Here is a 24,979-nt window from a genome sequence, read left to right on the forward strand (position 1 = left end):
GATGCTTCGCCATGAAAACCTTCATTACCCCCCGCATGCTGCCAGCCTTGCTGGTGGCCGTCCTTCCTTCCCTCGCTCAGGCGGATCCGCTGCCGTCCTGGAATGCGGGTCACAACAAGAGCGCTATCGTCGACTTTGTCGAGGCCGTCAGCGATCCCACCAGCGACGACTTCGTGCCACAACAGCAGCGCATCGCGGTATTCGACAACGACGGCACCCTGTGGGGCGAACAGCCCGCCTACTTTCAGCTGATGTACGCGCTGGATCGCGCCAGCGAGGCAGAGCCGGAGCAGCTGACCAGCGAGCTGCACCAGGCCGCCGCCGAGGGCGATATCGAGACCGTTCTGGAAGCCGGCGAAGAAGGCATTCAAGCGCTGCTGTCCTTGTCCCACCAAGACGTCTCCCTCGACGAGTTCGAGGAAGATGTGTCCGACTGGCTGGCCAACGCCACCCACCCGGACACCGGTCGCTTCTACGCCGACATGATCTACCAGCCCATGCTGGAACTGTTGAGCTACCTGCGTGACAGCGGCTTCTCCACCTATATCGTCTCCGGCGGCGGACTCCACTTCATCCGCACCTTCGCCGAGGACGTCTACGGCGTTCCCCCGCAGAATGTCATCGGCAGCACAGGGGGCCTGGAGGTCAAGGATCTGGACAGCGACCCCAGCCTGTACAAGCAAGAGGGTGATACCTGGATCAACGATGGTCCTCTGAAAATCGTGTCGATCGAGCGTCATATCGGCCAGCGTCCGATCATGGCGGTGGGCAACTCCGACGGCGACGTGCCGATGCTGATCTGGACGACCCAGGGAGATGGTCCGCGTATGGGCGTGCTGGTCCACCACACCGACGCCGAGCGCGAAGTGGCCTACGACAGGGACAGCCATATCGGTCGCCTGGCCGACGGCCTGGACCAGGCAGAAGACCGCGGCTGGCAGCTCATCGATATGGCCAGCGACTGGCAGCGGGTCTATCCGCAAGCGCCCTGAGCGCCAGCTCCACGATTAAACACGTCATCCGTCGGTTCAACCAAACGACGGATGACGTGATGCACAGTCCCTATGTCTTGCGCCGTCGACCACTTTGCTCTAACATGCGCCCCCTCTTGACGTCACCACTCGTGTGACGACTGTGCGCCCGTAGCTCAGCTGGATAGAGTACCTGACTACGAATCAGGTGGTCGGAGGTTCGAATCCTCCCGGGCGCGCCACTTTTTTACTTCTCCCTTGTTTACTGCCCCCTTATCCCTCCTGCCATCTGCTCCGACCCCGGCGTCTTTTCTCCTGCACCTTTTCCCGAACCGTTCTCCTGCACCTTTCTCTTAACCGTTATCCTGCTTCTGCCTCATGCCCCAACGGGAACCGAGACAACACCGAGAGAAAGCTGAGAAAACTCGGAAACGTCGCGCCAATATTGATGTACGTCATTTGAGCCTCTAGCTCGACCCGTGGCAGCAAGAAAACTTACATTTTGCTACCAAAAAAGACATTCCCATTATTTACCGCTATCGAAGATAACCACGGCGAACGTGTCGATAAACATGCGACAACGTGCGACATGTCGAAAACTCCCTCAGCAAGAGCCACGGATAACTCTCCCCTCTGACGTAATGACGTCAGCTCGGACCCTCTTATACTGCGACAGGCAGTCGACAGGATATGACGCGTCATAGTAGTTACCAGGGTAAATATAGTCCCGACAATAGTCCCGACACGAGGCATACTGAATCATTCTTCAGGTCGCGATGCTTCGCTCACCGGGATCAATAACGACGATAAAACGAGATGTTAGCGACACACCTGTACAGTAGCCTCAAGCTCGCTGATATCGCACTTTCTGACGTGCGGTAATCATCGCCACGCGAGGCCAAGCGGTGTCGGCATCCACGGTGGCCATATCGAAGTGGTCGCGGAACGTGACCAATGTCTCAAGGATACGAGCACATGGGCGCAGCCAGTTACCTGCGGCAGGACCCTCTTCATACAAGCGCAGACGGTGATATCGCCTGCGCTCGGCAAAGCCTGTTCGGGCATCGCTACAACATGGTCTCGACGAGGCCGCTGCACGCCATTGGCAAGTGGTCGACATGGCCACGGACTGGCAAACCATCTACCCGGAGGTTCCATGAGTCTGCTTGAGGATATTCGGGGGCTCGAAGCCGCCGTTGGAGAGTCCATCGTTGGCCAGCGCGAGGTGATCCGACGCCTGCTGATCGGCCTGCTGGCGGGGGGCAACCTGCTGATCGAGGGACTGCCAGGCCTGGCCAAGACCCGCGCGGTCAAGGCCATGGCGCGCAACCTGGAGGCTGACTTCAGCCGTATTCAGTTCACGCCAGACCTGTTGCCCTCCGACGTGACCGGCAGCGAGATCTATCACCAGAGCGAGCAAGGCTCGGTGTTCCGCTTCCAGCCGGGGCCACTGTTCGCCAACCTGGTGCTGGCAGATGAGATCAACCGGGCCCCAGCCAAGGTGCAGTCCGCCCTGCTGGAAGCCATGGAAGAGCGGCAGGTGACGGTGGCGGGCAAGACGCACCTGATGCCGGAGCTGTTCATGGTGCTGGCGACCCAGAACCCCATCGAACAGGAAGGCACCTACCCGCTGCCCGAAGCGCAGATGGATCGCTTCATGATGCACGTGCGGGTGGACTACCCGAGCCGCGAGGAGGAAGTCGACGTCATCCGGCTGGTGCGCCAGGAAGAGCAGGCCAAGGCCGCCAGGGATGCCGCAGCGGAAGGTGATCGCCCCGTGGCGGCGACTCCGGCGCCGCTGGCCCAGTCAGCCATCTTCGCCGCGCGCCGCGAGATCGCCATGCTGCATGTGGCCGAGGCCATGGAGCAGTACATGGCGACGCTGGTAGATGCCACCCGCCATCCCGCCGATTTCAGTGAGGAGTTGGGCCGCGCCATTGAACTGGGTGCGAGTCCCCGCGCGTCACTTGCCCTCGATCGCTGCGCGCGCACCCACGCCTGGCTCGAGGGGCGCGACTATGTGGATCCCCAGGACGTGCAGCAGGTGGCTCCCGATGTGCTGCGCCATCGAATTGCACTGAGCTTCGAGGCGCAAGGACAGGGCATGACCAGCGATGACGCCATCGCCACCCTGCTGGGCTGCGTCGCGCTGCCCTGAACCGTCCAAGGAAGGTCACCATGCGCAACCCACACACCGCCAGGAAGGCTGACCCTCGCCCCGGCTCTGACCGGCGCGTGCACGTCGACCTGCAGCATCTGGCAGGCCTGGAGCCCCACGGCAACCGCCTGGCACTGCTGCCGCGGCAACCCGCGCGCAGTGTGCTCAATGGCCGCCACGGCTCACGCCTGCGCGGTCGCGGCCTGGACTTCCTCGAGCTGCGTGACTACCAGCCGTCAGACGACGTGCGCAGCATCGACTGGCGCGTCACCGCTCGCACCGGTTCCCCCTACGTGCGGGTGTTTACCGAGGAGCGAGACCGTCCCGCCCTACTGGTGGTGGATCAGCGCATGTCGATGTTCTTCGGCAGCCGCCATGCGATGAAGTCGGTGGTCGCCGCCGAAGCCGCCGCTCTGCTCAGCTTCGCGGTGCTGCATCAGGGAGATCGACTGGGAGGCATCGTGGTGACCGATGACGGTGTCGAGGAGTTCAGGCCGCGCCGCTCGCGTGCTCAGGTCATGCGATTCTTGACCTCTTTGGCGAGTGCCAACCAGCGCCTGGAAGCCCGTCGTCCGGCCCCCTCGCCCACTTCTCTCGATCAGGTGCTGGTCTCGGCGTCACGCCTGGCGAGTCGCGATCACCTGGTCATTGTATTGAGCGATTTTGACGTGCCAGGGCCGCGCACCGAGGCCATGCTCAGCGCGCTGCGCCGCCATAACGATGTCATTCTGGTCGCGGTCAGCGACCCGCTGGCCGATGCCCTGCCAGACGACATGAGCTGTCTGGCCACCGACGGGCGCCAGCACGCGCGCCTGGACACCGCAGAAGCGGCCCAGCGTGAGGCGCTGGAAGGTGTCGCCCAGAGGCGCCGAGCCGCACTGGACGCCTGGTCGCGCAAGTTCGCCATCAGCCTGGTGTCACTGTCCGCCGGTGCGCCGACGCTGCCCCAACTACGCCGCCTGTTGGGGCTCGCTCCGACCCAGGACGACGGCCTGACCTCGGGCAAGGAGAGGCGGACATGACGCCGAGCGCCGACGTAAACGACATTACCTTGCTGTCGGATTTGATCGATCAGCTGTCACCGGCGCCGGAACCGGCGCCGATTGCCTGGATCCCTCAGACCTGGGGCTGGGCCGTGCTGGCCGCGCTGCTGCTGGCCCTGCTGCTGTTTATCGGAGTGCGCCGGTGGCGTCACTGGCAGGCCAATGCCTATCGCCGAGACGCACTGCGGGAGCTGGATCTTCGCCTCTCCCAGGAAGGCACCCCCGCCTTGGCGGAGGTGCTCAAGCGAACCGCCTTGAGCGCCTATCCCCGGCAGCGGGTCGCCGGGCTCAGCGGGGCCCGCTGGTGGCAGTTCCTTGACCAGACGCTGCCGACGACGCCCTCGCCCGCCTCTCGGCGTTTTGATGGTCCGCTGGGGCAGGAGCTGTCGGCAGGAACCTATCGCGACAGCGCTGCTTCGCCGTCCGCGGCACTGACTCAGCTTGCCCGTCAATGGATACGCAAGCACCGCACGGATGCCCCGACGCCGCATGACGACCAGGGAGCCGACCAATGATGGAGCTGGCCAATCCCTGGGCCTTCGCACTGCTGCCCCTGCTATGGCTGGTCCGCTGGTTACCCGCCTATCGCCGCCCCTTGGCCGCCCTGCGTCTGCCCTTCTTTGATCAGCTGGTGGAGGCGGCAGGCAGCACGAAGGCGGGAGAACAGCGTCGCTCTCCCTTGAGCCGTCTTCTGCAGCTCACGATCTGGGTGCTGATCGTGGTGGCGCTGGCGCGCCCGGAAAAACTCAGCGAGCCCATTGTCTGGCAGAGTGCCGCCCGCGACCTGATTCTGGCGGTGGATATCTCCGGCAGCATGGACGAACGTGACCTGGTCGACAGTGAAGACCAGCCGCGCCAGCGCCTGGCGGCGGTCAAGGACGTCATCCGCGACTTTGTTGCTGACCGCGAGGGCGAGCGTCTGGCGCTGATCGTGTTCGGCACCCGCGCCTACGTTCAGGCCCCGCTGACCGAGGATCTTGACACCCTCACGGCGCTGCTCGACCAGACCGAGGTGGGCATGGCCGGCCCCCACACCGCATTGGGCGATGCCATGGGTCTGGCGATTCGGCAATTCGAGGCCAGTGAGGTGGAACAGCGACTGTTGGTATTGCTCTCCGATGGTGCCGACACCGGCAGCAGGATGAGCCCGATCAATGCCGCCAATATCGCCGCCCAGCGTGACGTTCGGGTGGTCACCATTGCGATCGGTGACCCTGACGGCAGCGGCGAGAATCGGGTCGATACCGACACCCTCAAGGCCATCGCCGACACCACCGATGGTGCCTTCTTCACCGCCGCGGACCAGCAGGCCCTGGCCGCGGTGTACCAGCGCATCGATGAACTGGCGCCGCGCAAGGTGGCGACCCATAGCTACCGCGAACACCGCTCGCTCAGCCACTGGCCGCTGGCGCTTGCCGGCCTGCTGGCGCTGCTGATGCTGACCCTGGATCGTCGTTCGCACGCGCCTGCTACGACCGCGCAACCCGCGTCGGCAAGACCAGAGGAGGACGCCGCATGAGCGATTGGATGGCGGGTCTCGCTGACTTCCACCTGCTGCGCCCGCTGTGGTGTCTGCTGTTGCCGGTGGTCGCCGCGCTGTGGTGGTGGCGCCGTCGCATACCGGCCGACCAGCTGGGTGGCGGCCATGTTGCACCACACCTGGCCGACGCGCTGCGCACCGACGGTAATCGCCGCAAGCGCCTGTCACCGGTAGATACCCTGGCACTGCTGGCCTGCCTGCTGATCCTGGCGGCCGCGGGTCCTTCCTGGACCCGCCTGCCAAATCCGCTGGTGGCCCATAGCGCTCCCCTGGTGGTGGTGCTGAAGGTGACGTCGAGCATGGAGGCCACCGATGTGCCACCCAGCCGTCTGGAGCGCGCCAAGCACAAGATTCAGGACCTGCTGAAGCGCAGGGATGGTGCCCGCACTGCCCTGGTGGCCTACGCAGGCAGCGTCCATCAGGTCGTGCCCTTGACCGACGACCCCACCTTGATGGCGCCCTACCTGGAAGGGTTATCGACAGATGTCATGCCGAGCGGTGGCGGCGATGCGGGCGCTGATGCATTGGCCCTTGCCAGTGATATCCTCGCCAAGGCACAGCAGGGCGACGGCAGCGTGGCGGGTTCGGTGTTGCTGGTGACCGATGCGCTGCCTGACGCGCCCAGCGCGGACAGGTCCACGCCTTCGCCAGACTCGCTGAACCAGCTGATCACCCTGGCCGTTCAGCCTAGCGGTGCGCCGTCCCTTGGCGACATGGCGCCGGGCCCGCTGTTCGCCGATGTGCAAAGCGTCAACCTGAGCACCGACGACAGCGACCTGGACCAGATCGTGGCCAGCCTGGATGCGACCTACCAGCAGGCGCTCAACAATGACGAGCGACTGTCCTGGGAAGATCGCGGCGTGTGGCTGGCCTGGCCGGCGGCACTGCTGGCCTTGCTCGGGTTCCGGCGTGGCTGGCACCTGACGCTGGCCGGCCTGGTGCTACTGCCGAGCCTGTGGCTGGGTCCCGTCCCGCAGGTCTTCGCCCAGGAGGCCTCCCGCGCGGTGGACCAGCATGTGGCGACGCCGCTGGAGCGCGCGGCGCAATCTGTCGCCAATGCGTTTCTGACGCCGGACCAGCAGGGCCGCTGGTGGGCAGATCGTGGCGACTATGGGCGCGCCGCCGAACACTTCCGGGATCCCGCATGGAAGGGCTATGCGCTCTATCGCGACGGCCAGTACGACGCTGCTGCCGAGTGGCTGGGACGCCAGGACAGCGCCGACGCCGCCTTTACCCAGGGTCTTGCGCTGATCAAGAATCGTCAGTATCGCCCCGCCATCACCGCCTTCGAGACCGTGCTCGAACGAGATCCCGACTACCCAGAGGGTGAGCGCAACCTGGCCCTCGCCCGGGAAATTCTCGAGTACGTCGAAAAGACCCGGGAACAGTCCGACACCGGCGAGGATCAGGGAATCGGCGCTGACGACGTGGTCTTCGACAACAAGGAAGCCCGCGGTGAAGAAACCCAGACGCCCGTCGATGAGCCCAGTGGCCAGATCAGTGCCGAGCAGTGGATCGAGACCCTCGACAGCGACACCAGCGACTACCTGCGCCAGCGCTTCGCTATTGAGGCGTTGCAGGATGGCCAGGCGATGATGTCGAGCGATACTCCCTTTCTGGACCTGGCAAGGACGACGCCATGACTGCCACGCAACGCTCAAGCGTGTCCTCCGCCCTGCTGCTGACGCTACTGCTCACCGCCGGCAGCCTGGCCACGACCGCCCTGGCGGCGCCTGAGCCTTCTGCAGACCCAGCGGCGGCATCAGCAAGCCCTGACGCCGCAGCGGACAGCGCGGACGCCGACCAGACTGCCGCTACGCAGCCCCGCGTTGAGGCGAGCCTGTCCGAGGACAGCCTCGCCCCCGGGGAAAGCAGCGAGCTGCGCATTACCGTGCTGGTGCCCACCTGGATGCCAACACCGGTCGAATTCCCCACCCTCGACCAGCCTGGCCTGCGGGTGACCCTGGGCGAGCGCTCGACCACGCCCGTCAGCCAACAGGTCAACGGCAAGACCTGGTCTGGCGTATCGCGCCGCTATCAGCTGACGCCGCTGAGTGCGGGACGCTTTGAGCTCGGCGGTGGCACGCTGGATGTCAGCGTTGCCACCCCAGGCAGCCAGCAGGCCAAGGTTCAGCAGATGGTCCTGCCGCCTATCAGCCTCACCGCGAGCCTGCCCGAGGCCGCCCGTGGGCTGGAGCCCTACCTGGCGGCGACGCGCATCGACCTGAAGCAATCCCTCGAGATCACCCGTGCCGATGGCGATAGTGAGACGCTGGATGAGATTGACTCGGACACCCCCCTCGAGCTTGCCCCCGGGGACAGCATCCGCCGCACGGTAAGCGCCACCCTGGAAGGGGGCAGCGCCCTGTTGTTGCCCTCTCTGCTGGAGGCACCAGACAGCAATGATTCAGCCAGCTTCGCTAACCTGGGCGTCTATCCCCAGGCGCCGCGCCTGGAAGAAAGCCGAGGCGGCGGTCGCCGCACCGACACCCTGACCTATGTCGCCGAAGCCGGGGGAAAGACAGAGCTGCCGGGCGTCACGCTTCGCTGGTATAACCCGATAGAGCAAGAGCTCGATAGCACCAGCCTGGCATCGGTCCCGGTGAGCGTTTCAGGTTCCGCCGCGATCGGCAGCCAGCTCAAAAACCGTGCCCCCCTCCTGATCGGCCTGAGCCTGCTGGCAGCGGTGCTGCTTGGACTTGCCGTCTGGCTCTATCGCCGTCTGGGACCCCGCGGACGCCTGTTGCTGGAGCAGCGCCGTCGCCGTCAGCAGGCACACAGGGAAGCCAACGGTCATGCCGACCATGAACGACTCAAGCAGGCCATCGCTGGCCGCGACCTGGTCGCCTGCCGGCGCCACTGGCAAGCCCTTGGCAGCAAGTTGCCGGTCGACAGTCGCGCCCACCAGCAGGTGAATGATGCGCTGGATCGCCTGTGCAGACGAAAGCTGGGCCCGGATACCACGGCGTCGTCAGACCCTGACCCAGGCGTGGCTGAGGACTGGCAACGTCTTGAGCAGGCGCTCCCTCCCGTGCGCGAGCTGGCACGGCACACGCAGGGAGCCTCCCCCTTTTCCCCTGCTTCCATGAAGCCCTTGAACCCGATGGCAGAAGTGACTCGACGTAATGCATAGACCCCGTGGCTATTTCTCGACGCGCCAGCCCCTCATTGTCGCTCTGCTCGGCTGGAAACAGCGCTCTATCGGCCTGCTGGTGGGGCTGACGGTACTGGTGGCAATGTCAGGACTGGGATTTCCCCCCACGGCTGCGGCCAGTCAACCCCAGGGGACCTTGCCCACCCTCGCCAGTGCCACCCAGGGCTATGCCCCGGAAGGCAGCTGCGCTTCCTGTCACGAGGCAGAGACCCAGGCGTGGCAGGACTCGGACCACGGTTGGGCCATGCGCGAGGCCACTCCGGCCAATGTGCTTGGCGACTTTGATGATGCGGTATTCGAGGATGGCGAGGTAAAAGCGCGCTTTACACGTGACGGCGAGACCTTTCTGGCGACCCTGGAAGGTCCCGGTGATCCCGCCGAGACCTTCGAGATTCTCTACACCTTTGGCTTCTCCCCACTGCAACAGTACCTGGTGGCTCAACCAGGTGGACGCTTGCAGGGGCTGACCATCGCCTGGGACTCTCGTCCCGAGAGCGAAGGCGGGCAGCGCTGGTTCTCCCTCTACCCTGGCCAGGCCTTCACCCCGGACGACCCATTGCACTGGCGCGGGCGCTATCAGAACTGGAATGCTATGTGCGCCGACTGCCATTCCACCAACCTGGAAAAGCACTACGATCTGGAGAGCGACAGCTTCGCCACGACCTGGCACGAGCAGAGTGTGGGCTGCCAGAGCTGCCATGGGCCCGCCCAGTCACACCTGGATTGGGCCGAGCAGTGGAGCGCGGAGGGCAACGCACTGAATGCACCTCAAGCATCGGCGAATGACGGCGACAAGGGCCTGCCGCGATCACTGAGTGAGATGCCTGGGCCTGAGCTGGTCGAGCAATGCGCACGCTGCCACAGCCGTCGCCAGATGCTCGGCGCCGGGCCGGTTCACGGGGCTCCGCTGACCGATGCCGCTCTGCCCAGCCTGCTGAGCGACGGCATGTACCACGCCGATGGCCAGATCGAGGGAGAGGTCTATGTCTACGGCTCCTTCACCCAAAGCCGTATGTATCAGGAAGGGGTCAGCTGCGTCGACTGCCATGACCCACACACCAACAAGGTCAGGGTCGAGGGCAACGGTCTGTGCATGCAGTGCCACAACCCGTCACCCCCGCCGCGCTTTCCGACGATGAAGGCCGCTCACTACGATACGCCGGAGCATCACCATCACGAACCCGGCAGCCCCGGCGCTCAGTGCGTCAGCTGCCACATGCCGGAAACCACCTACATGGTGGTGGACCCCAGGCGCGATCACAGCTTCCGCGTACCGCGCCCGGACCTGGCCGCCGCCACGGACAGTCCCGATGCCTGTACCCGCTGCCATGAGGACCTTTCGCCGGAACAGGCAGCCGACCAGATTCGCGACTGGTTCGGTGACCAGCGTCGGGCCGCCAGCGACTCCCACTATGGCGTGGCGCTGCAATCGGCCCGCCAGGGGCGACCCGAAGCCCCGGACTACCTCAAGGCACTGATAGATGACAGCGATACCCCTGACATTGTCAGGGCCACCGCCGTCGACGAACTGGCGCCATTTGCCAGCGAAGCGCTGCCCACCCTTGAACAAGCACTCAGCGATGACAGTGCTCAGGTCCGGGCTGCCGCCATCCCGGTCTTCGCCCAGGCGCCAGAACATGCTCGGGTCGAACTGCTGCTACCGCTGGTCGACGACCCCCGCCTGGCGGTTCGCGATGAAGCCGTCAAGGCCCTGGCGGGGACCTCGTTGATGGTCATGCCCGAAGACCGGCGCGACGCCTTCCTCGAGGCGCGACGGGACTATGAGCGACGCCTGCGCGAGAACGCAGACCTGCCCGGCAATCGCCTCAACCTGGCGGTGCTGCTGGCACGTACCGCCCGTGAAGACGAGGCCGAAGCGCAGTATCGGGCGGCGCTGGAGATGGACCCCTACTTCCTGCCGGCCCGTGCCAATCTGGTGACTCAGCTCAGCGCTGAGGGCCGGCGAGAGGACGCCCAGGCGGTGCTGCGCGATGGCATCGATAGGGACGCCATGCCCGCGCCGGACCGCGGTCATCTGGCCTACCTGCTGGCCCTGTCGTTGTCGGAGAGCGGCAATATGGAAGAGGCGGTGGAGTGGCTGGAGAAAGCCGCCGAATGGCGCCCGGGACACGCCAGAACCCACTACAACCGCGGCCTTATGCTGGACCGTCTGGGCAGGAAGGACGAGGCCCGGGCTGCGCTTATGCAAGGGCTTCGCCAGGCTCCTGGCGATGCCGACCTGCTGTACGCGCTGGTCTACGTCAACGCTACCAGCGGCCGAATCCCCGAGGCCTTGGCCGCACTGGCGGAGTTGCGTCGGCTGCGCCCGGACGATCCCCGGCTTGGCCAGCTGGAGCGCCAGCTAAGGGCCAACTGACGGTCAGGCGTCGACAGACCTCATGAGCGAACAAAGCGAGCGAACAGGGTGAGCGAAAAAGGCGAGCGGAGACGACATACTCCGCCGCCTTGGCACGCGCCTCAGGCGCTGCTGGCATCGACCACCAGTCGGTTGCGGCCTTCCCGCTTGGCGGTATAGCTGGCCGCATCGGCTCGCTCGACCAGCGCCGTGACGTCGACATCACCGGGGCGAAACTCGGTGATACCGAGACTGGACGTCACCCGATACTCGTGGCCTTCATGCACCACACAGGTCCCGTGAATGGCAGAGAGGATAGCCTCGCCGATGCGTCTGGCCTGAGCCAGGGAACAGCTTGGCAGAAGCACCGCGAACTCGTCTCCCCCCTGACGGGCGACATGATCACTGCTGCGCACACAGCCCGACACTTCCCTGGCGATACGCTTGAGCATCTCGTCGCCCAGGGGGTGGCCGCCTTCATCGTTGATCGGCTTGAAGCGATCCAGGTCGAACAGGATCAGCGCAGAGGGCGTCGACGTCTTGCGCCAGTCCACCATGGCCTCCTCCAGACGCCGCTCGAAGCCACGCCGATTGAGTAGCCCGGTCAGCGGGTCATGCTCGGCCTCCCATTGACTCATGGCCTCCTGCTGGCGGCGAGCCGTGATGTCCTTGACGGTACCCACGAAACCGAAGATATCGTCGTCAATCGCCACCTGGCTGGCATGCACCTCAAGCCACAGCAGTTCTCCGTCTTCACGCCAGTAGCGATACTGACGCAGGAAGGTCTGACCAGACATCAGGCTGTAGCGCCACAGCTCGATGGCGGACTCGCGATCTTCTGCATGGATGGCCTGAACCCAGGCCGAACGGTCCATGTCATCCGGCGAACGCCCGGTCAGCTGCACCAGGGCATCGTTCACATAGGTGATACGGCCCTGGGTATCCGTCACGAACATGCCGATGGGGGAAGACGCCAATACCCCGTCCAGAAAGGCTTCACGACCGCGCAGGTCGGCCAGCGCCTTTTCGCGTTCCACCTCGACGGCATTGAAGGCCGAGGCCAGCTGGACCAGTTCCTTCATCTGGGTATCCAGCACCACGCGACCGCGGGTGCCCTTGCCCACCTGGGCGATCTGCGACTGCAACTGGTACAGCGGTCGCAGCAGCAGCCAGACCATCCATCCCAGCAACGGCAGCAGTAGCAAGGCAATCCCGATGCCCACCGCTCCCAAGCGCTCGAGTAATCCTCTTAGCGGCGCGAGTACCTGGTTTTCCGGCAGGAAGACTCCCACCACCCAGTTGGCAGGCCACACCTGACGATAGGACTGGAAGGTCATCTCACCACTGAAAGCGGGACCGTAGCGCTCTCCCTGCCAACCATACAAAGCAAGGTCGAGGGCCGGATTATGATTGAGATCACCCTCGCGCCCCAATTCCCCCATTACCTGGCGTTGGTCCGGGTGGTAGAGCACCTGACCGGCGGCGGAGAATACCGCAGCGTAGCCGTCATTGCCGATTCTGACTCGACTCAGGCGGCGAAAGATGCCTCCAGCGTTGACTTCCACCACCCCCGCCAGAGCGCCCTCGAAACGCCCATCGTCGGACACCAGCGGTACCATGAGCAGAACCAGCGGCAGCCCGATGACGCGTCCATAGATGGGCTCACTGACGTAGGGGCGGCGCACCTCGCGCATAAAGCTGAAGTACTCCCGGTCACTGATATCAAGGCCCTGGCGCCCCGGCGTAGGCGGCCAGTCGGCGGCTACCTTGCCGGTTGCGTCCATCACGACCAGAGCATCGAACAGCTCGAGCAGGGCCCCACTATCGCGAAGGGCCTCACTGGAGGCGTCCAGCAGAGCCCGGTTATCACGCAGCGCTGCCAGTCGACCGAGCATATCGAGCCGGGTATCGATTTCCTCGGTCACCTCATCGGCGATCAGTCGGGTTTCGTAACGCAGGTGGGAAAAGTTGACCTCGCGAACCAGATCCTTCCCGGTGTACCAGCCCCAGACCAGCAGAATCGTGATCACTACCAGCCAGGTGGCTGCTAGACCGATCAACATTCTCACTTGTAGTGACAGCGTTGCCACGACACTGAACAGGTTGGCCACGAAGGTTGGTCCTCAGGATATGTCAGCGAGTTATCACATCCGTCGTGAATAACATAAATACTACTCCTAAACACTCATTTCCTATAACCGAAATAGAAAGGAATCATTGTTCCCATGAGACATCAGTCTCTATCTTTAAGACGTAGACCGTGATCAGTGAACAATGGAGACGCCTCATGACCCGCAAGACCATGACCACCAGCGCCGGAGCCCCCATCGGCGACAACCAGAACAGCCTGACGGCCGGTCCGCGCGGGCCCTTGCTGCTTGAGGACTACCAACTGCTGGAGAAGCTCGCCCACCAGAACCGCGAGCGCATCCCCGAGCGTACCGTCCACGCCAAGGGCTGGGGCGCCCACGGCACCCTGACCGTTACCGGTGACATCACTCGCTATTCCAAGGCCAAGGTCTTCACTCCGGGCAGCCAGACGCCGATGCTGGCGCGTTTCTCGACCGTTGCCGGTGAGCAAGGCGCAGCCGATGCCGAACGCGACGTTCGCGGCTTTGCGCTCAAGTTCTACACCGAGGAAGGCAACTGGGACCTGGTCGGCAACAATACGCCGGTCTTCTTTATCCGCGACCCGTACAAGTTCCCGGACTTCATCCACACCCAAAAGCGCCATCCCCGCACCAACATGCGCTCCGCCACGGCAGCCTGGGACTTCTGGTCACTGTCGCCTGAGTCACTTCATCAAGTCACCATGCTGATGTCGGACCGCGGTCTGCCCACCGATGTGCGTCATATCAATGGTTACGGCTCGCACACCTATTCATTGATTAATGCTGACGGCGAGCGCGTGTGGTGCAAGTTCCATTTCCGCACCGCCCAGGGACACCAGCACTTTACCGATGCCGAGGCGGAGGAAGTGGTCGGCAAGAGCCGTGAAACGACTCAGGAAGATCTCTACAACGCACTCGAGAACGGTGATTACCCGCGCTGGAACGTCTTCATTCAGGTGATGACAGAAGACGAGGCCAAGCGCTGCCCCTTCAACCCGTTCGACCTGACCAAGGTATGGCCCCACGGCGACTATCCGCTGATCGAGGTGGGTCACTTCGAGCTCAACCGCAACGCCGATAACTACTTCGCCGAAATCGAGCAGGCCGCCTTCTCACCGTCCAACAAGGTGCCGGGCATCGGCTTCTCACCGGACAAGATGCTGCAGGCCAGGGTCTTCTCCTATGCAGACGCCCACCGCTATCGTCTCGGCACCCACTACGAGGCGCTGCCGGTGAACCAGCCGAAATGCCCGGTCCACCACTACCACAAGGATGGCCCGATGCGCTTCTTCGCCAATGGCGAGGAAAACCCGGACGCCTACTACGAGCCCAACTCTTTCGGAGGCCCGCAGGAAGACCCCAGCGTGGTCGAGCCGCCGCTGCCGCTGGAGGGTGACGCCTGGCGCCACAACCATCGTGACGGCAACGACGACTACAGCCAGCCGCGGGCCCTGTTCGAGCTGATGAGCGACGACCAGAAGCAGCGTCTGTTTGGCAACATCGCCCGTCATATGCAGGGGGTTCCAAGCGAGATCAAGGAGCGCCAGCTGGGCCACTTCGAGAAGTGTCACCCGGAGTACGCTGCTGGCGTACGAGAGGCCATCGCCCGAGTCGGGGATTGATCACCAGTCCTGACGACGCCTTCACCACTAAAAAAACGGGCCCCGCGGGGCCCGTCCTTTTATTACTCTTTGCCACAACCGGCCCATCGGGGCTTAGTTGTCGAGCACAACCTTCAGCTCGTAGTTATTGGGGCCGTCCATCGAACTGCCGAACTTCTGTCCAGTGACGCGGATGTGGTAGGTGCCCGGATCCAGCTGGGTGGACAGGTCCACGTTACCGTTAAAGCCTTCACCAGCGCCTTCGGCAACAATGCGACCGGAGCCATCCGCCACTTCCATGGTCAGACGATAGGTATCTTCGTCCCCCGGCGGGAAGGTGGAGGTCGTGATGCGCACCTGGCTTGGCTCGGCCACGTTGAAGGACAGCACCTCACCACGAGCACGAATCTTGACGTCGGTCTTGACGCTCTGTACCTGGCGCTCGCCCGGGTCATCACTGCGTGCTTCACTGCCACTGACGCTATCGGAGGCCCCGGCAACCGCCGCCGTACCGGCCACCGCGGCACCGCCGGCCGCTGCACTGGTGGCTCCAGCACTGGAGGCAGCCGCACTGGAAGCCGTCGCGCTTGACGATGCAGCCGCCGCACCGCTAGCCGTCGCGGAGGCAGAAGTCGCAGCGGCAGATTCGCCACCCAAGGTCACCACGGCGTCACGGCTGGTGACAAAGGCGCTCTGATTGCCTTCTCGATCAGCCCCGGTGAACTGCAGCCCCATGCCATCATCGACCTCGATCCGGTTGCCCTGGCTATCCAGGCCCACCACGGCAATGCTGTAGCCATCACCGGCGCGGCCGCGACGGCCAAAGCGGGTGCCCTTGACCTGCAGCTCATACTTGCCTGGGGTCAGGCGGCTTTCGAGCTGCAGCCCACCATCCTGGCCGTATCCCTTACCACGAGCGATCACATTCCCGGCATCGTCCATCAGCACCGCGTCAATCTGGTAGGTATCCTCGTAGCCGGCGCTGACGCTGCTTTCGAAACGGTAGACCCCCTCTTCCTCTACCTCAAAGTCGTGTGCCTGCGGGGACCCGAACAGAAAGGTCTGACTGCGCGCGTCGCTTTCCGGCTTGAAGAAGCCGGTCAGGTCGAGCTGGCGATTTTCCTCGCGGAAGCGCTCGGTCACGGCGCTATCGTAGGCCTGGACAGTGGAGCTGGCCAGAGCAACGCCAAGCGCCAACAGCGCCGCGGGTAGGGTGACGTCTTTCATGGATCCTCACATGCTTGCGGTCGAGTGCAGAAAAAAAGCCGATCCCTGAGGATCGGCTTTCGTTTATAGCGTCACAACGCTAAGGGGTCAAACCTGTTGGATTAGAACAGGTAGGTCAGACCCACGGCGTAGCCATCACCTTCGTTGGCTTCGCGATCGTACCAAGCACCTTCAATGTAGGTGTACATGGCGTCGGAGATGTTGTAGGTCACGCCGGCAACGAATTCGTTGTAGCTATCGTCGTTCTCGTCGTCGTCATCAGCAGCGTCGACGTCGAAGCCATCGCCACCCACGTCGATGTACTGGTAGGAACCGTAGACATCACCCATGCCGTCCAGGTAGCCATAGCGGGCACCGATGGCGTAGTAGTCGGCATCTTCGAGGAAGCTGTTGTCAGACTCGAAACGCTCGTACTTGAGGGCAACGCGCAGGCTGTCCCACTGGTACTGCATGGTGACACCGTACTGGTCGCCCAGATCTTCATCGTCAGCGATGTCAAACTTGATGTCGTCGCCCGTGGCGCCTCGCGGATAGGTGCCACGCTCGAGGTCATAGATGCCCAGGTCATCATAGACACCGGCGACAGAGAAGCCGCCGTAGGTGTACTTCAGACCACCAAAGATGGAAGCCTCACCGCCATCTTGCAGCAACTCGGACTCAGCATCACCCTTGTACTGGGTACCCACGGCGAACTGGAAGCCGCCCCAGACCGGAGAGGTGTAGGTGATCTTGTCGCCTTCGGGATCGCCGGCAACAACGTCCTCGTCATTCGCTTCCTGGCCCGGTGCACCCTTGAAGGTGTTGGAGTCAGAGACGTCGAAGTATTCGTTGTTGGAGATCGGATCCTGGATCCAGTCGTCCAGCAGGGAGTCGTAGGAACCGATGCGCGCGTCACCGAAGTTGCCTTTCATACCGATGTAGGCGGTGTCGCCTGCATCACGGCCAGCAACCTTCATCTCGTCGGCCTTGAAGTCGTCGATTTCGATCTTGGCGTAACCGATCAGACCGTTGTAGATGACGTGCTCAGCGGCGAAACCGAAGGTAGAGCCGTTGTCGGCGATTTCGTCGCGACGCTCACCTTCATCGTCCTTCTGACTGACGTAAACCAGCTGAACGTTACCGTAGATGTCGAGCTTGGTGCCGTCTTGGTTGTAGACGGTAGCAGCCTGGGCGCCAACGGCGGTGAAGGCAGCAGCACCAGCGATGGCAGTCGCTAACAGTGTCTTTTTCATTGCTGAGTTCCTTTTGACTAGCTTGCTGTTTCGATCGTTGCTGCGCTTGGCAGCCTTGGCTTGCCGGTCATTGCCGGCTCGTATTTCTGTCCTGACGGGTTCCTGGCAGGGAACCTGAACAGCGAGCCTGACAGCGGCGAAGCCTTGTTATAGTCCAATGCTCGCAAGGGCAACCATATACCGGGTTTCTCAGGAGCGCAACAAGAAAAAAACACTGTTTTCGTTCCAGCTGCCCATCGCTTCGACACCGATCCCTGCGAAAATGCTACCCGAGCAGAAACTGCAAAAGGCAGTTAACGAACAATGTTCGCCAACTGTTTACCGATTCTGCATAGAAAGCTGCATCGGGCGTAGCGCTAACATCATGCCCCGCTGATGTGACGCTTTCAAGTCAATGAGAGAGCAAACGGGTTGAACAGCCGCTCCTGCTATCAACGGCATTGGGCTACCATCGCAGCGACGCCAGCACCGGCGCGTCACTGCGTTGTGCTGTGTTAGTGCTTCACGGATAGGCTGGTGCTGGGCGGCAGGGGTCAGGCATTGCTCGACGGCTGCCGTCAGCGCTTCTTTAGCGGCTGCTGTTGTGACGCGCCAGCAGTTCATCCAGCTTTCGCTGAAGGCGCGTTTCCTCGCCATCACCCTGAGGGTCCGAGGTGACGGCGGAGGTCACGCTTTCCGTGGGGCGAGCGGGCTTCGCGCTCACACTGCCAGTGTCCCGGTGGCCAGCGTGAGTCAAAGCCTTGGCGGATGCGGAGGTGTCGCTGTTGCCGGTGCCTGAAGGCTTGCCGGAATCGGAACGCTTATCGGAGTCTGAGTGGTTGTCGGAGCCTGAGGGTTTGTCATTGCCGTGCCCCTTGTTGCGCCGACGGCGCGACATTGTGCCGCGCCCACGCTGCTCCGCCTGCAGTCGGTCCAGCTTGCGTTTGGCATGCTCCGCCGCCTGGGCATCGACCTGGCCGACCAGTTCGCCATCCAGGCCAATCCGCTCCGCCCCTTCACGCACGGACTTGAGGTAGCGAGGCAGGTTCACATAGCAGGCCAAGGCGCGGCGGACGAGCTTTTCCGGCCAGGGTTCCCGGGCAGCAAGCTCCTCGTGGATGCCCACCTTAAGCGGCCGGGTGTGGCCCTTGAAGAAGGTCTGGTCATAACGACGATACCAATCCCCCAGCAGCGCCTGGGGAGACGGCGCCTTGTCAAAAGCGAGGTCGCCCTGCACTCCCACCTCTGTATCAGGCTTTTCTGCGACCTGGTCATCGCTGTGACTGGACAGCGCAGCCGTGTCGGCCGTCGCCGTTGGGGGGTTCTCGGTAGCAGTCACCTCGGCAGCAGTCGACTCCTGTGCCCTTTCATCTTTCACCGGCTCGCTGCCATGGCCCAAAGAGGCCGGGCTCTCCTGGCCGGGCTGGGACGCGATCGTCGGCGCGCTGGACGAAGCGCCCTGCTCTCGTTCATCGCGTGCAGGGCTATCGATAACAGGGCTATCGCTGACAGGACGTGGACGATGCTGCATCAGGGCAGCCAACCCCTGGGCTCGGCGCTGGGGGGGACGGAAGGCAGTGATGTCAGGTTCGTGATCCGGGTGCTCGACGCGGTCACGCAGTCGGGCATTGTGCGCCTCAAGCTCGCGATTCTGCTCATCGAGTTCGCGGTTTTCTTCCTTGAGCTCGCTATTTTCCTCGAACAGCGCGGTGCGCTCTTGGATCAACGACGTGCGTTCCTCAATCAGCGACGCGCGTTCCTCGATCAACGACGTGCGCTCCTCAAGCAGCGACTCACGCTGGGACGCCAGGGGACGATGCTCGGTTTCCAGGGTCTGCTGCGCTTGCCGTAGGGCGTCGAGCTGTGCTTCCAGATCACCCAGGCGCTCCCGTGCAGCGTTCAATTCGCTGGCCAGGCGCTGCTTGTCATCCAGCAGCTGGCGCTGGTCGCTGGACAGCTGCCGCTCGCGCAGGCGACCTTCACGCAGTCCGTCCAACAGCGACGCCGTTCGTTGCTCAAGCGCCTCCAACGGGTGTTCTGCGCGTGTCTCGCTCACGTCGACTCCTCCAGGCTCACCAGGTTACTGCGATGACGGGGCCGCTGATGTCAGCGCCCGCTATTGTCGGGATTATCGACACAGTCTGTGCCAGGCCCGGCGATGTGGCAATTGTCGCCTGTCTGCGACGATCGGCACCCACTCTATTTACCGGGCGTTCAGGCTGACATGCCGTCTTGCGAGCGGGACCGCTCGTAGCGCACAAAACGATAGTGGGGCTGGCCTTCGGCGGGCGTACCGGCGTCGCTTGCCTGTTCGGTCCAATCGTCATCGAGGGCCGGGAAGAAGGCATCTCCCTCGATCTCGATATCGACCTCCGTCAGATACAGTCGTGACGCCAGCGGCATGGCCTGGGCATAAATCTGAGCGCCCCCCATCACCATGATTTCCTCGGCGGCTTCGATGGTGGCCTGCTGGTCTGCCAAGGCAATGGCGCTGACCAGATCGTGACATACCCTGACGCCGTCATGGGCGAAGGTCTTGTCCCGCGTCACCACGATGTTGAGGCGATTGGGCAGCGGACGGCCAATGGACTCGAAGGTCTTGCGCCCCATCACCAGGGGCTTGGCCTGAGTCATGCGCTTGAAGAACTTGAGATCCTCCGGCAGGTACCAGGGCAGCTGGTTATCCACACCGATCACTCGGTTGCGCGACATGGCGGCGATCATGGCCACCGGCACAAAGGTGTCGAGCTCCGCGATCCGCTGGGCATCACGGTCAGGATGAGACTGTTCCGTCGTCGGCGCCTGGGTCATACCGCCACCTCTGCCTTGATATGGGGATGTGGTTCATAGTCTTCGATGGCAATGTGTTCGAAGCGGAAATCGAACAGGTTGTCGACGCTCGGGTCCAGCACCAGCCTGGGTGCGGACGTCGGCTGACGACTCAGCTGCAGCTCGGCCTGCTCCAGATGATTGAGGTAAAGGTGGGCATCTCCCAGGGTATGCACAAAGTCGCCGGGCTTGAGCCCAACCACCTGGGCAATCATCTGCGTCAGTAGCGCATAGCTGGCGATATTGAACGGCACGCCCAGAAAGATATCGGCGCTGCGCTGGTAGAGCTGGCACGACAGCTTGCCGTCAGCCACATAGAACTGGAACAGGCAGTGGCAAGGGGGCAGCGCCATCTCATCCACCAGGGCAGGGTTCCAGGCAGAGACAATCAGGCGACGGGATCCGGGATTCGTGGCGATCTGTTCCAACAGCGTTTCGATCTGGTCCACATGGCCGCCCCGCGGGTCGGGCCAGCTGCGCCACTGATAGCCATACACAGGCCCGAGGTCGCCATCCTCATCCGCCCACTCATCCCAGATACGGACACCGTGTTCCTTCAGGTAGGCAATATTGGTATCACCCTTCAGAAACCACAGCAGCTCGTGGATGATCGAGCGCAGGTGAAGTTTCTTGGTCGTCACCAGCGGAAAACCACGGGACAGGTCAAAACGCATCTGGTGACCAAAGATCGAGCGGGTGCCCACGCCGGTGCGGTCTTCCCGCTCGACGCCGTTGTCCAGCACGGCGCGCATCAGATCCAGGTACGGCTGTTCCAAGGCGGGCAGAGAGGCGGTTTCAGGGGCGACGACAGACATGGGCAATCACTCGTTGGAACGTTTCAAGACGAAGCTGGCCGGTCATTCTACTGACCGGCCAGCCGTGATACCAGAAGCGGCAGCACTCGTCCTGAAAGCGATTTGTCAGCGCGGATCGTCGAGCAACAGGCGCGCCCTCATCCGGCGCTCGGGCTAAGCCTGGCATCCACTGGCTGCCGACGGGACCAGGCCACCAGCAGCACACCAAAAACGATCATCGGCAGACTGAGCAGCATGCCCATGGTGACCCAGTCGAAGGCAATGAAGCCTAGCTGAGGGTCGGGTCTGCGCACGAACTCCACCGAGAAGCGGAAGGCGCCGTAGCCCAGCAGGAACAGACCCGATACCAGGCCCCGACGTCTGGGCGTGGCCGACACCCACCACAGCACCACAAACAGCACCACGCCTTCCAACAAGGCTTCGTACAGCGACGATGGATGGCGCGGTTCAGGGCCATAGCCGGGAAACGGCATGCCCCAGGGCAGGTCAGTGACGCGCCCCGGCAGCTCGTGATTGATGAAGTTACCGATACGTCCTGCCCCAAGGCCGATCGGTACCAGCGGCGCTACGAAGTCGGTCAGCGTGAAAAACGCCAGCTGCTTGCGGCGGGCGAACAGCAAGGCTGCCAGCAGCACCCCGATCAGGCCGCCGTGGAAGCTCATGCCGCCATCCCACACCTTGACGATCCACAGTGGATCCGCCAGCCACTGGTCCAGTCCGTAAAACAGCGCGTACCCCAGTCGTCCCCCTGCCACGACACCGATGGCGGCGTAGAACAGCAGGTCGCCCACATCGTCACGGGTCAAACCGATCCGATGCGCTCGGCGACAGCCCAGCCACCATGCCGCGACAAAGCCGACGACATACATCAGTCCATACCAGTGGACCTTGAAGGGACCCAGCGCGATGGCCACCGGGTCGATTTGAGGGTATGACAGCATGCTCGGTTATGTCCCTGATCAGTAAGAGAGTGAAATCGATATGGCGGAAGACTCATGTGACCGCGAAACCCTGCTCGGGTTCGCTACAGCAGGAAGCCGAGTCCGACTACCGTCAGCAGCAGCGCGAATGACAGCTTGAGCACCCGTGCCGGCAGCCGGTGGGCCAGGCGCACACCCAGCCTGGCGCAGGGGACGCTGGTCAGGGCAATGCCGAACAGGGCAGGCAGCATGAGAAAGCCTACCGCCCCCTGGGGTAGCCGAGGATCGCCCCAGCCCACCGCGACAAAGGTCAGAGCCCCGACCAGCGCAATCGGCAGGCCACAGGCAGCCGAGGTGCCCACCGCCTGGGTCATGGTGGCGCCACACCGAATCAGCCAGGGTACGCTCAGAGTGCCCCCGCCGATACCGAACAGTGCAGAAATCCCCCCGATGACGCCGCCAGCGACGATCATGCTGCGCCGCCCCGGAGCGCTGCTGCCGGCCTTGGGTGAGCGCCCCAGTACGAGCTTCAGCGCAACCAGCAGCAGGAACACCCCAAACAGCGTGCCCAGCATGCCGCCGGACAGGGCTCCCGCCACGAAGACTCCGGCGATGGCCCCCAGTACCAGCCCTGGAAGCAGGGCTACCAGCCAGTCGCGGCGAATGCTGCCGCGCCGATAGTGTCCCAGGGCCGAGGAAGAACCGGTGATGACGATACTTGCCAGGGAGGTGCCTACGGCCAGGTGCATGGAAATCTCCGCAGGCACTTGCTGCAGTGCAAACACGGCCATCAGGCTGGGTACGATGATCAGTCCTCCGCCCACGCCATACAAGCCGGCAAGCGCCCCTGCGACCGCCCCGAGCGCCAGATAGGACATGATGGCCATGAGCATCAGGACAGCCTCGCGGATTGAGGCAGCCAGGTGTCGAGCAATTCGAGCAATGCCTGGGGACGATACGGCTTGGCCAGGAAGGCATCCATGCCGACCTCCTTGAAGCGCTGTTGGTCTTCATCGCTGGCATTGGCCGTCAGCGCGATCACTACCGCACGAGGGCGTTCCGGGTGAGCGGCCTCGACAGCGCGCAAGCGACGAGAAGTCTCGATACCGTCGATATCAGGCAGCACGATATCCATCAGCACCAGGTCCACCACATGGGCATCTAGCCACTCCAGGGCCTCTTCGCCGCGGGTTGCGGTAACCACTTCCACCCCACGCCGTTCCAGCACTTCGCGTGCCAGCATCAAATTGACCGGGCCATCGTCGACGATCAGAACTTTCGGTGCCTGGTGTCGCGGGGATGAATCCCGAGCGGCGCTTCTCTCTTCCTCGTCGCCCGCCTCCAGGTTGTCCAGCAGCAGGCGTATATCGCCCAAGCGGCGCAGCAGCTCGCCGGAGGGCCTTGCCACACCATCGACGGTCTCAGTGTCGGCTGCCCGACGGCTGTCCTGCTGACTGCCGGCCTGCGGTGAAGGGCTGCCATCTGCTTGCATCAGTGATTCCAGCTCGACCACCAGCGGCGCCAATGCCTTGCTCAGGTGGCTCAGATAGCTCGACTTCAAGCGCGATTCCTCGCGAGCACGGGATAGTGCAGCTTCCAGCCGGCGGCTTTCCTGCTGCCAATTGCTGACTTGATCGGCATGAATGATCGGCCCCAGGCCAACCATAGGGGGCGGAGCTTCCGCCACGGGAGGAGCGCTGGACTCGAAGGCGTCCAGCAGCGTTTCGACTCGGTCAACGGGAGCGCCGGCAGCATCAGCGGGCTTTCCTGTCCTCGTCTTGAGTACCTGATGCAGGCATGCCTCGACTCTGTCGAGCAGCCCGCCAAGATCCCGCTCCACTTCGGCTAGTCGGTGCTTGAGCAGCACCAGGAACACCATGATATTGAGCGCGGTGCCCACCAGCAGCCCCGTGATCATCCACAGCGTCGTGCTCCAGCTGGATGCCGCCGGCATCAGCCAGTGCAGCGATAGCGCCAGCACCAGGCATAGCGCCAGCAGTACCCCCTGGGCAGCTGCCACTGGCCACAGGATGGGAATGACCAGCCTGCGCCACAAGCGTTCCTTGCCGTCGTCGCCTAGCATCATCCCTACCGTTATGTGAAGGAACCACGAGTTTACGTCGCCAGCTGCCGACTGTCATGGTGGCACAGGCGACGACATAAACGCTGTCCTCGCGGATTCCCATCGGCGACATATGCCGCTACCCTGCATCGATGTGTCTTATCGCCCTGCACCACGCCCCAGCTGACAGCGTCCCCGATAGCCGGCACGCTGTTGTTCTCATCGCCAATCGCGATGAGCTACACGCTCGCCCGACCGCCCCGCTGGCGGCCTGGGACGATGCTCCCGGCCTGGTCGCAGGACGTGATCTCGAGGCCGGAGGCACCTGGCTTGGCGTCCACCGCCGCGGGCGCTTTGCCGCCATCACCAACGTCCGCGACCCCGACTTTATCCCCGAGCCTCCGGTGGCGAGCCGCGGCCTACTGGTGCGACAAGCACTGGAAACCGACGACCTAGAGCACTGGCTGCACCGTCAACAGTGCGACCATGCCCTGGCATATGCCGGTTTCAACCTGCTGGTCGGTGATGGGGAACATCTCTGGCATCTGCGCCGGGATCGTCATGGCGCTACCCTTGACCGGGTCACGCCAGGTACCCACGGGCTGTCCAATGCGTCACTGGATACGCCATGGCCAAAACTCGAGAAAGTGACGCAGGCCCTGACTGACGATGTCATCCACCAACGGGTCGAGACACTTCCTCAGGCCCGTCGAGGGTTCAGTGACCAGCGGCGCCCGGAGGACGAGCGCCTGCCCGACACCGGCGTCGGGCTCGACCTTGAGCGCTTCCTGTCACCTGCCTTTATCGTCGGCGATGACTACGGCACCAGGGCGACCACCAGCGTGGTGCTCGTGCGGGGCGATGTGAACAACGGCGTCGATGAGCACTTTGTCATTCACGAACAACGTTTTGGCCCTGGTGGCAGCTTCCTCGGGGAAACGCGGCTGACATTGCCCATCAGCCGTCGCTAACCCAGCGCAA

19 protein-coding genes and 1 tRNA gene are annotated in these 24,979 nt (G+C 63.3%); 11 read left to right on the plus strand and 9 right to left on the minus strand.

Translation table 11 applies throughout. The annotated features are described in order from the left end of the window. Nucleotides 1–11 precede the first annotated feature (11 nt). The 9 genes from KUV41_RS02340 to KUV41_RS02380 all read left to right on the plus strand — a co-directional run bounded on the left by KUV41_RS02340 (nucleotide 12) and on the right by KUV41_RS02380 (nucleotide 11,243). Nucleotides 12–992 carry an HAD family hydrolase gene (locus KUV41_RS02340; RefSeq protein ID WP_222483998.1) on the plus strand — a complete coding sequence of 327 codons (981 nt, stop codon included), beginning with the start codon at nucleotides 12–14 and terminating at the stop codon, nucleotides 990–992. 144 nt (nucleotides 993–1,136) lie between these two features. Then, nucleotides 1,137–1,213: transfer RNA gene (locus KUV41_RS02345), tRNA-Arg, on the plus strand. A gap of 914 nt (nucleotides 1,214–2,127) precedes the next feature. Beyond that, nucleotides 2,128–3,129 carry an AAA family ATPase gene (locus tag KUV41_RS02350; RefSeq protein WP_222162812.1) on the plus strand — a complete coding sequence of 334 codons (1,002 nt, stop codon included), beginning with the start codon at nucleotides 2,128–2,130 and terminating at the stop codon, nucleotides 3,127–3,129. Nucleotides 3,130–3,149: 20 nt separating this feature from the next. Next, nucleotides 3,150–4,151 (plus strand): DUF58 domain-containing protein, encoded by a 1,002-nt coding sequence (locus tag KUV41_RS02355; protein ID WP_222484000.1) that lies wholly within the window; start codon nucleotides 3,150–3,152, stop codon nucleotides 4,149–4,151. Beyond that, nucleotides 4,148–4,687, plus strand: coding sequence for a DUF4381 domain-containing protein (locus KUV41_RS02360; RefSeq protein ID WP_222484001.1), 540 nt, complete (start codon nucleotides 4,148–4,150; stop codon nucleotides 4,685–4,687). The genes KUV41_RS02355 and KUV41_RS02360 overlap by 4 nt, the downstream gene beginning before the upstream one ends. Beyond that, nucleotides 4,684–5,691 (plus strand): vWA domain-containing protein, encoded by a 1,008-nt coding sequence (locus KUV41_RS02365; protein WP_222484002.1) that lies wholly within the window; start codon nucleotides 4,684–4,686, stop codon nucleotides 5,689–5,691. Before KUV41_RS02360 ends, KUV41_RS02365 begins: the two co-directional genes overlap by 4 nt. Further along, nucleotides 5,688–7,355, plus strand: a complete 1,668-nt coding sequence (locus KUV41_RS02370; protein WP_222484003.1) for a VWA domain-containing protein — start codon at nucleotides 5,688–5,690, stop codon at nucleotides 7,353–7,355. Before KUV41_RS02365 ends, KUV41_RS02370 begins: the two co-directional genes overlap by 4 nt. Beyond that, the gene (locus tag KUV41_RS02375) at nucleotides 7,352–8,845 is read left to right on the plus strand and encodes a BatD family protein (RefSeq protein ID WP_222484004.1); all 1,494 of its coding nucleotides are present in this window, start codon (nucleotides 7,352–7,354) and stop codon (nucleotides 8,843–8,845) included. Before KUV41_RS02370 ends, KUV41_RS02375 begins: the two co-directional genes overlap by 4 nt. Further along, on the plus strand, nucleotides 8,838–11,243 hold the full coding sequence (locus tag KUV41_RS02380; RefSeq protein WP_222484005.1) for a tetratricopeptide repeat protein: 2,406 nt from the start codon (nucleotides 8,838–8,840) through the stop codon (nucleotides 11,241–11,243). The genes KUV41_RS02375 and KUV41_RS02380 overlap by 8 nt, the downstream gene beginning before the upstream one ends. Before the next feature lie 101 nt (nucleotides 11,244–11,344). On the opposite strand, the gene KUV41_RS02385 is transcribed toward KUV41_RS02380, so the two are convergent. Then, on the minus strand, nucleotides 11,345–13,333 hold the full coding sequence (locus KUV41_RS02385; protein WP_315900531.1) for a diguanylate cyclase domain-containing protein: 1,989 nt from the start codon (nucleotides 13,331–13,333) through the stop codon (nucleotides 11,345–11,347). A 176-nt stretch (nucleotides 13,334–13,509) separates the two neighbouring features. Between KUV41_RS02385 and KUV41_RS02390 the strand changes: the two genes are divergently transcribed. After that, on the plus strand, nucleotides 13,510–14,955 hold the full coding sequence (locus KUV41_RS02390) for a catalase (protein WP_222484007.1): 1,446 nt from the start codon (nucleotides 13,510–13,512) through the stop codon (nucleotides 14,953–14,955). A gap of 93 nt (nucleotides 14,956–15,048) precedes the next feature. Here the strand turns inward: KUV41_RS02390 and KUV41_RS02395 are convergent, their stop codons facing one another. The 8 genes from KUV41_RS02395 to KUV41_RS02430 all read right to left on the minus strand — a co-directional run bounded on the left by KUV41_RS02395 (nucleotide 15,049) and on the right by KUV41_RS02430 (nucleotide 24,019). Next, nucleotides 15,049–16,161 carry a hypothetical protein gene (locus tag KUV41_RS02395; protein WP_222484010.1) on the minus strand — a complete coding sequence of 371 codons (1,113 nt, stop codon included), beginning with the start codon at nucleotides 16,159–16,161 and terminating at the stop codon, nucleotides 15,049–15,051. 101 nt (nucleotides 16,162–16,262) lie between these two features. Next, entirely contained in the window at nucleotides 16,263–17,393 is a 1,131-nt protein-coding gene (locus KUV41_RS02400) for a porin (RefSeq protein WP_222484012.1), read from the minus strand. 568 nt (nucleotides 17,394–17,961) lie between these two features. Beyond that, entirely contained in the window at nucleotides 17,962–19,428 is a 1,467-nt protein-coding gene (locus KUV41_RS19620; RefSeq protein WP_315900532.1) for a ProQ/FINO family protein, read from the minus strand. A 158-nt stretch (nucleotides 19,429–19,586) separates the two neighbouring features. Beyond that, entirely contained in the window at nucleotides 19,587–20,096 is a 510-nt protein-coding gene (locus KUV41_RS02410) for a dihydrofolate reductase (RefSeq protein WP_261395903.1), read from the minus strand. Nucleotides 20,097–20,179: 83 nt separating this feature from the next. Then, nucleotides 20,180–21,016, minus strand: a complete 837-nt coding sequence (locus KUV41_RS02415) for a thymidylate synthase (protein ID WP_206941097.1) — start codon at nucleotides 21,014–21,016, stop codon at nucleotides 20,180–20,182. Nucleotides 21,017–21,153: 137 nt separating this feature from the next. Next, on the minus strand, nucleotides 21,154–21,957 hold the full coding sequence (gene lgt / locus KUV41_RS02420) for a prolipoprotein diacylglyceryl transferase (RefSeq protein ID WP_206941099.1): 804 nt from the start codon (nucleotides 21,955–21,957) through the stop codon (nucleotides 21,154–21,156). Between the two features lie 83 nt (nucleotides 21,958–22,040). Then, nucleotides 22,041–22,829, minus strand: coding sequence for a sulfite exporter TauE/SafE family protein (locus tag KUV41_RS02425; protein WP_222484014.1), 789 nt, complete (start codon nucleotides 22,827–22,829; stop codon nucleotides 22,041–22,043). Next, a complete protein-coding gene (locus tag KUV41_RS02430; protein WP_222484015.1) occupies nucleotides 22,829–24,019 on the minus strand; it encodes a response regulator in 1,191 nt (396 codons plus the stop codon). Before KUV41_RS02430 ends, KUV41_RS02425 begins: the two co-directional genes overlap by 1 nt. Nucleotides 24,020–24,150: 131 nt before the next feature. On the opposite strand from KUV41_RS02430, the gene KUV41_RS02435 reads away from it, so the two are divergent. Continuing rightward, nucleotides 24,151–24,969 (plus strand): NRDE family protein, encoded by an 819-nt coding sequence (locus KUV41_RS02435; protein ID WP_222484016.1) that lies wholly within the window; start codon nucleotides 24,151–24,153, stop codon nucleotides 24,967–24,969. Nucleotides 24,970–24,979: the final 10 nt, after the last annotated feature.

This window comes from Halomonas sp. DP8Y7-1 (genome assembly GCF_019801685.1).
GTDB classification, from domain to species: domain Bacteria; phylum Pseudomonadota; class Gammaproteobacteria; order Pseudomonadales; family Halomonadaceae; genus Halomonas; species Halomonas litopenaei_A.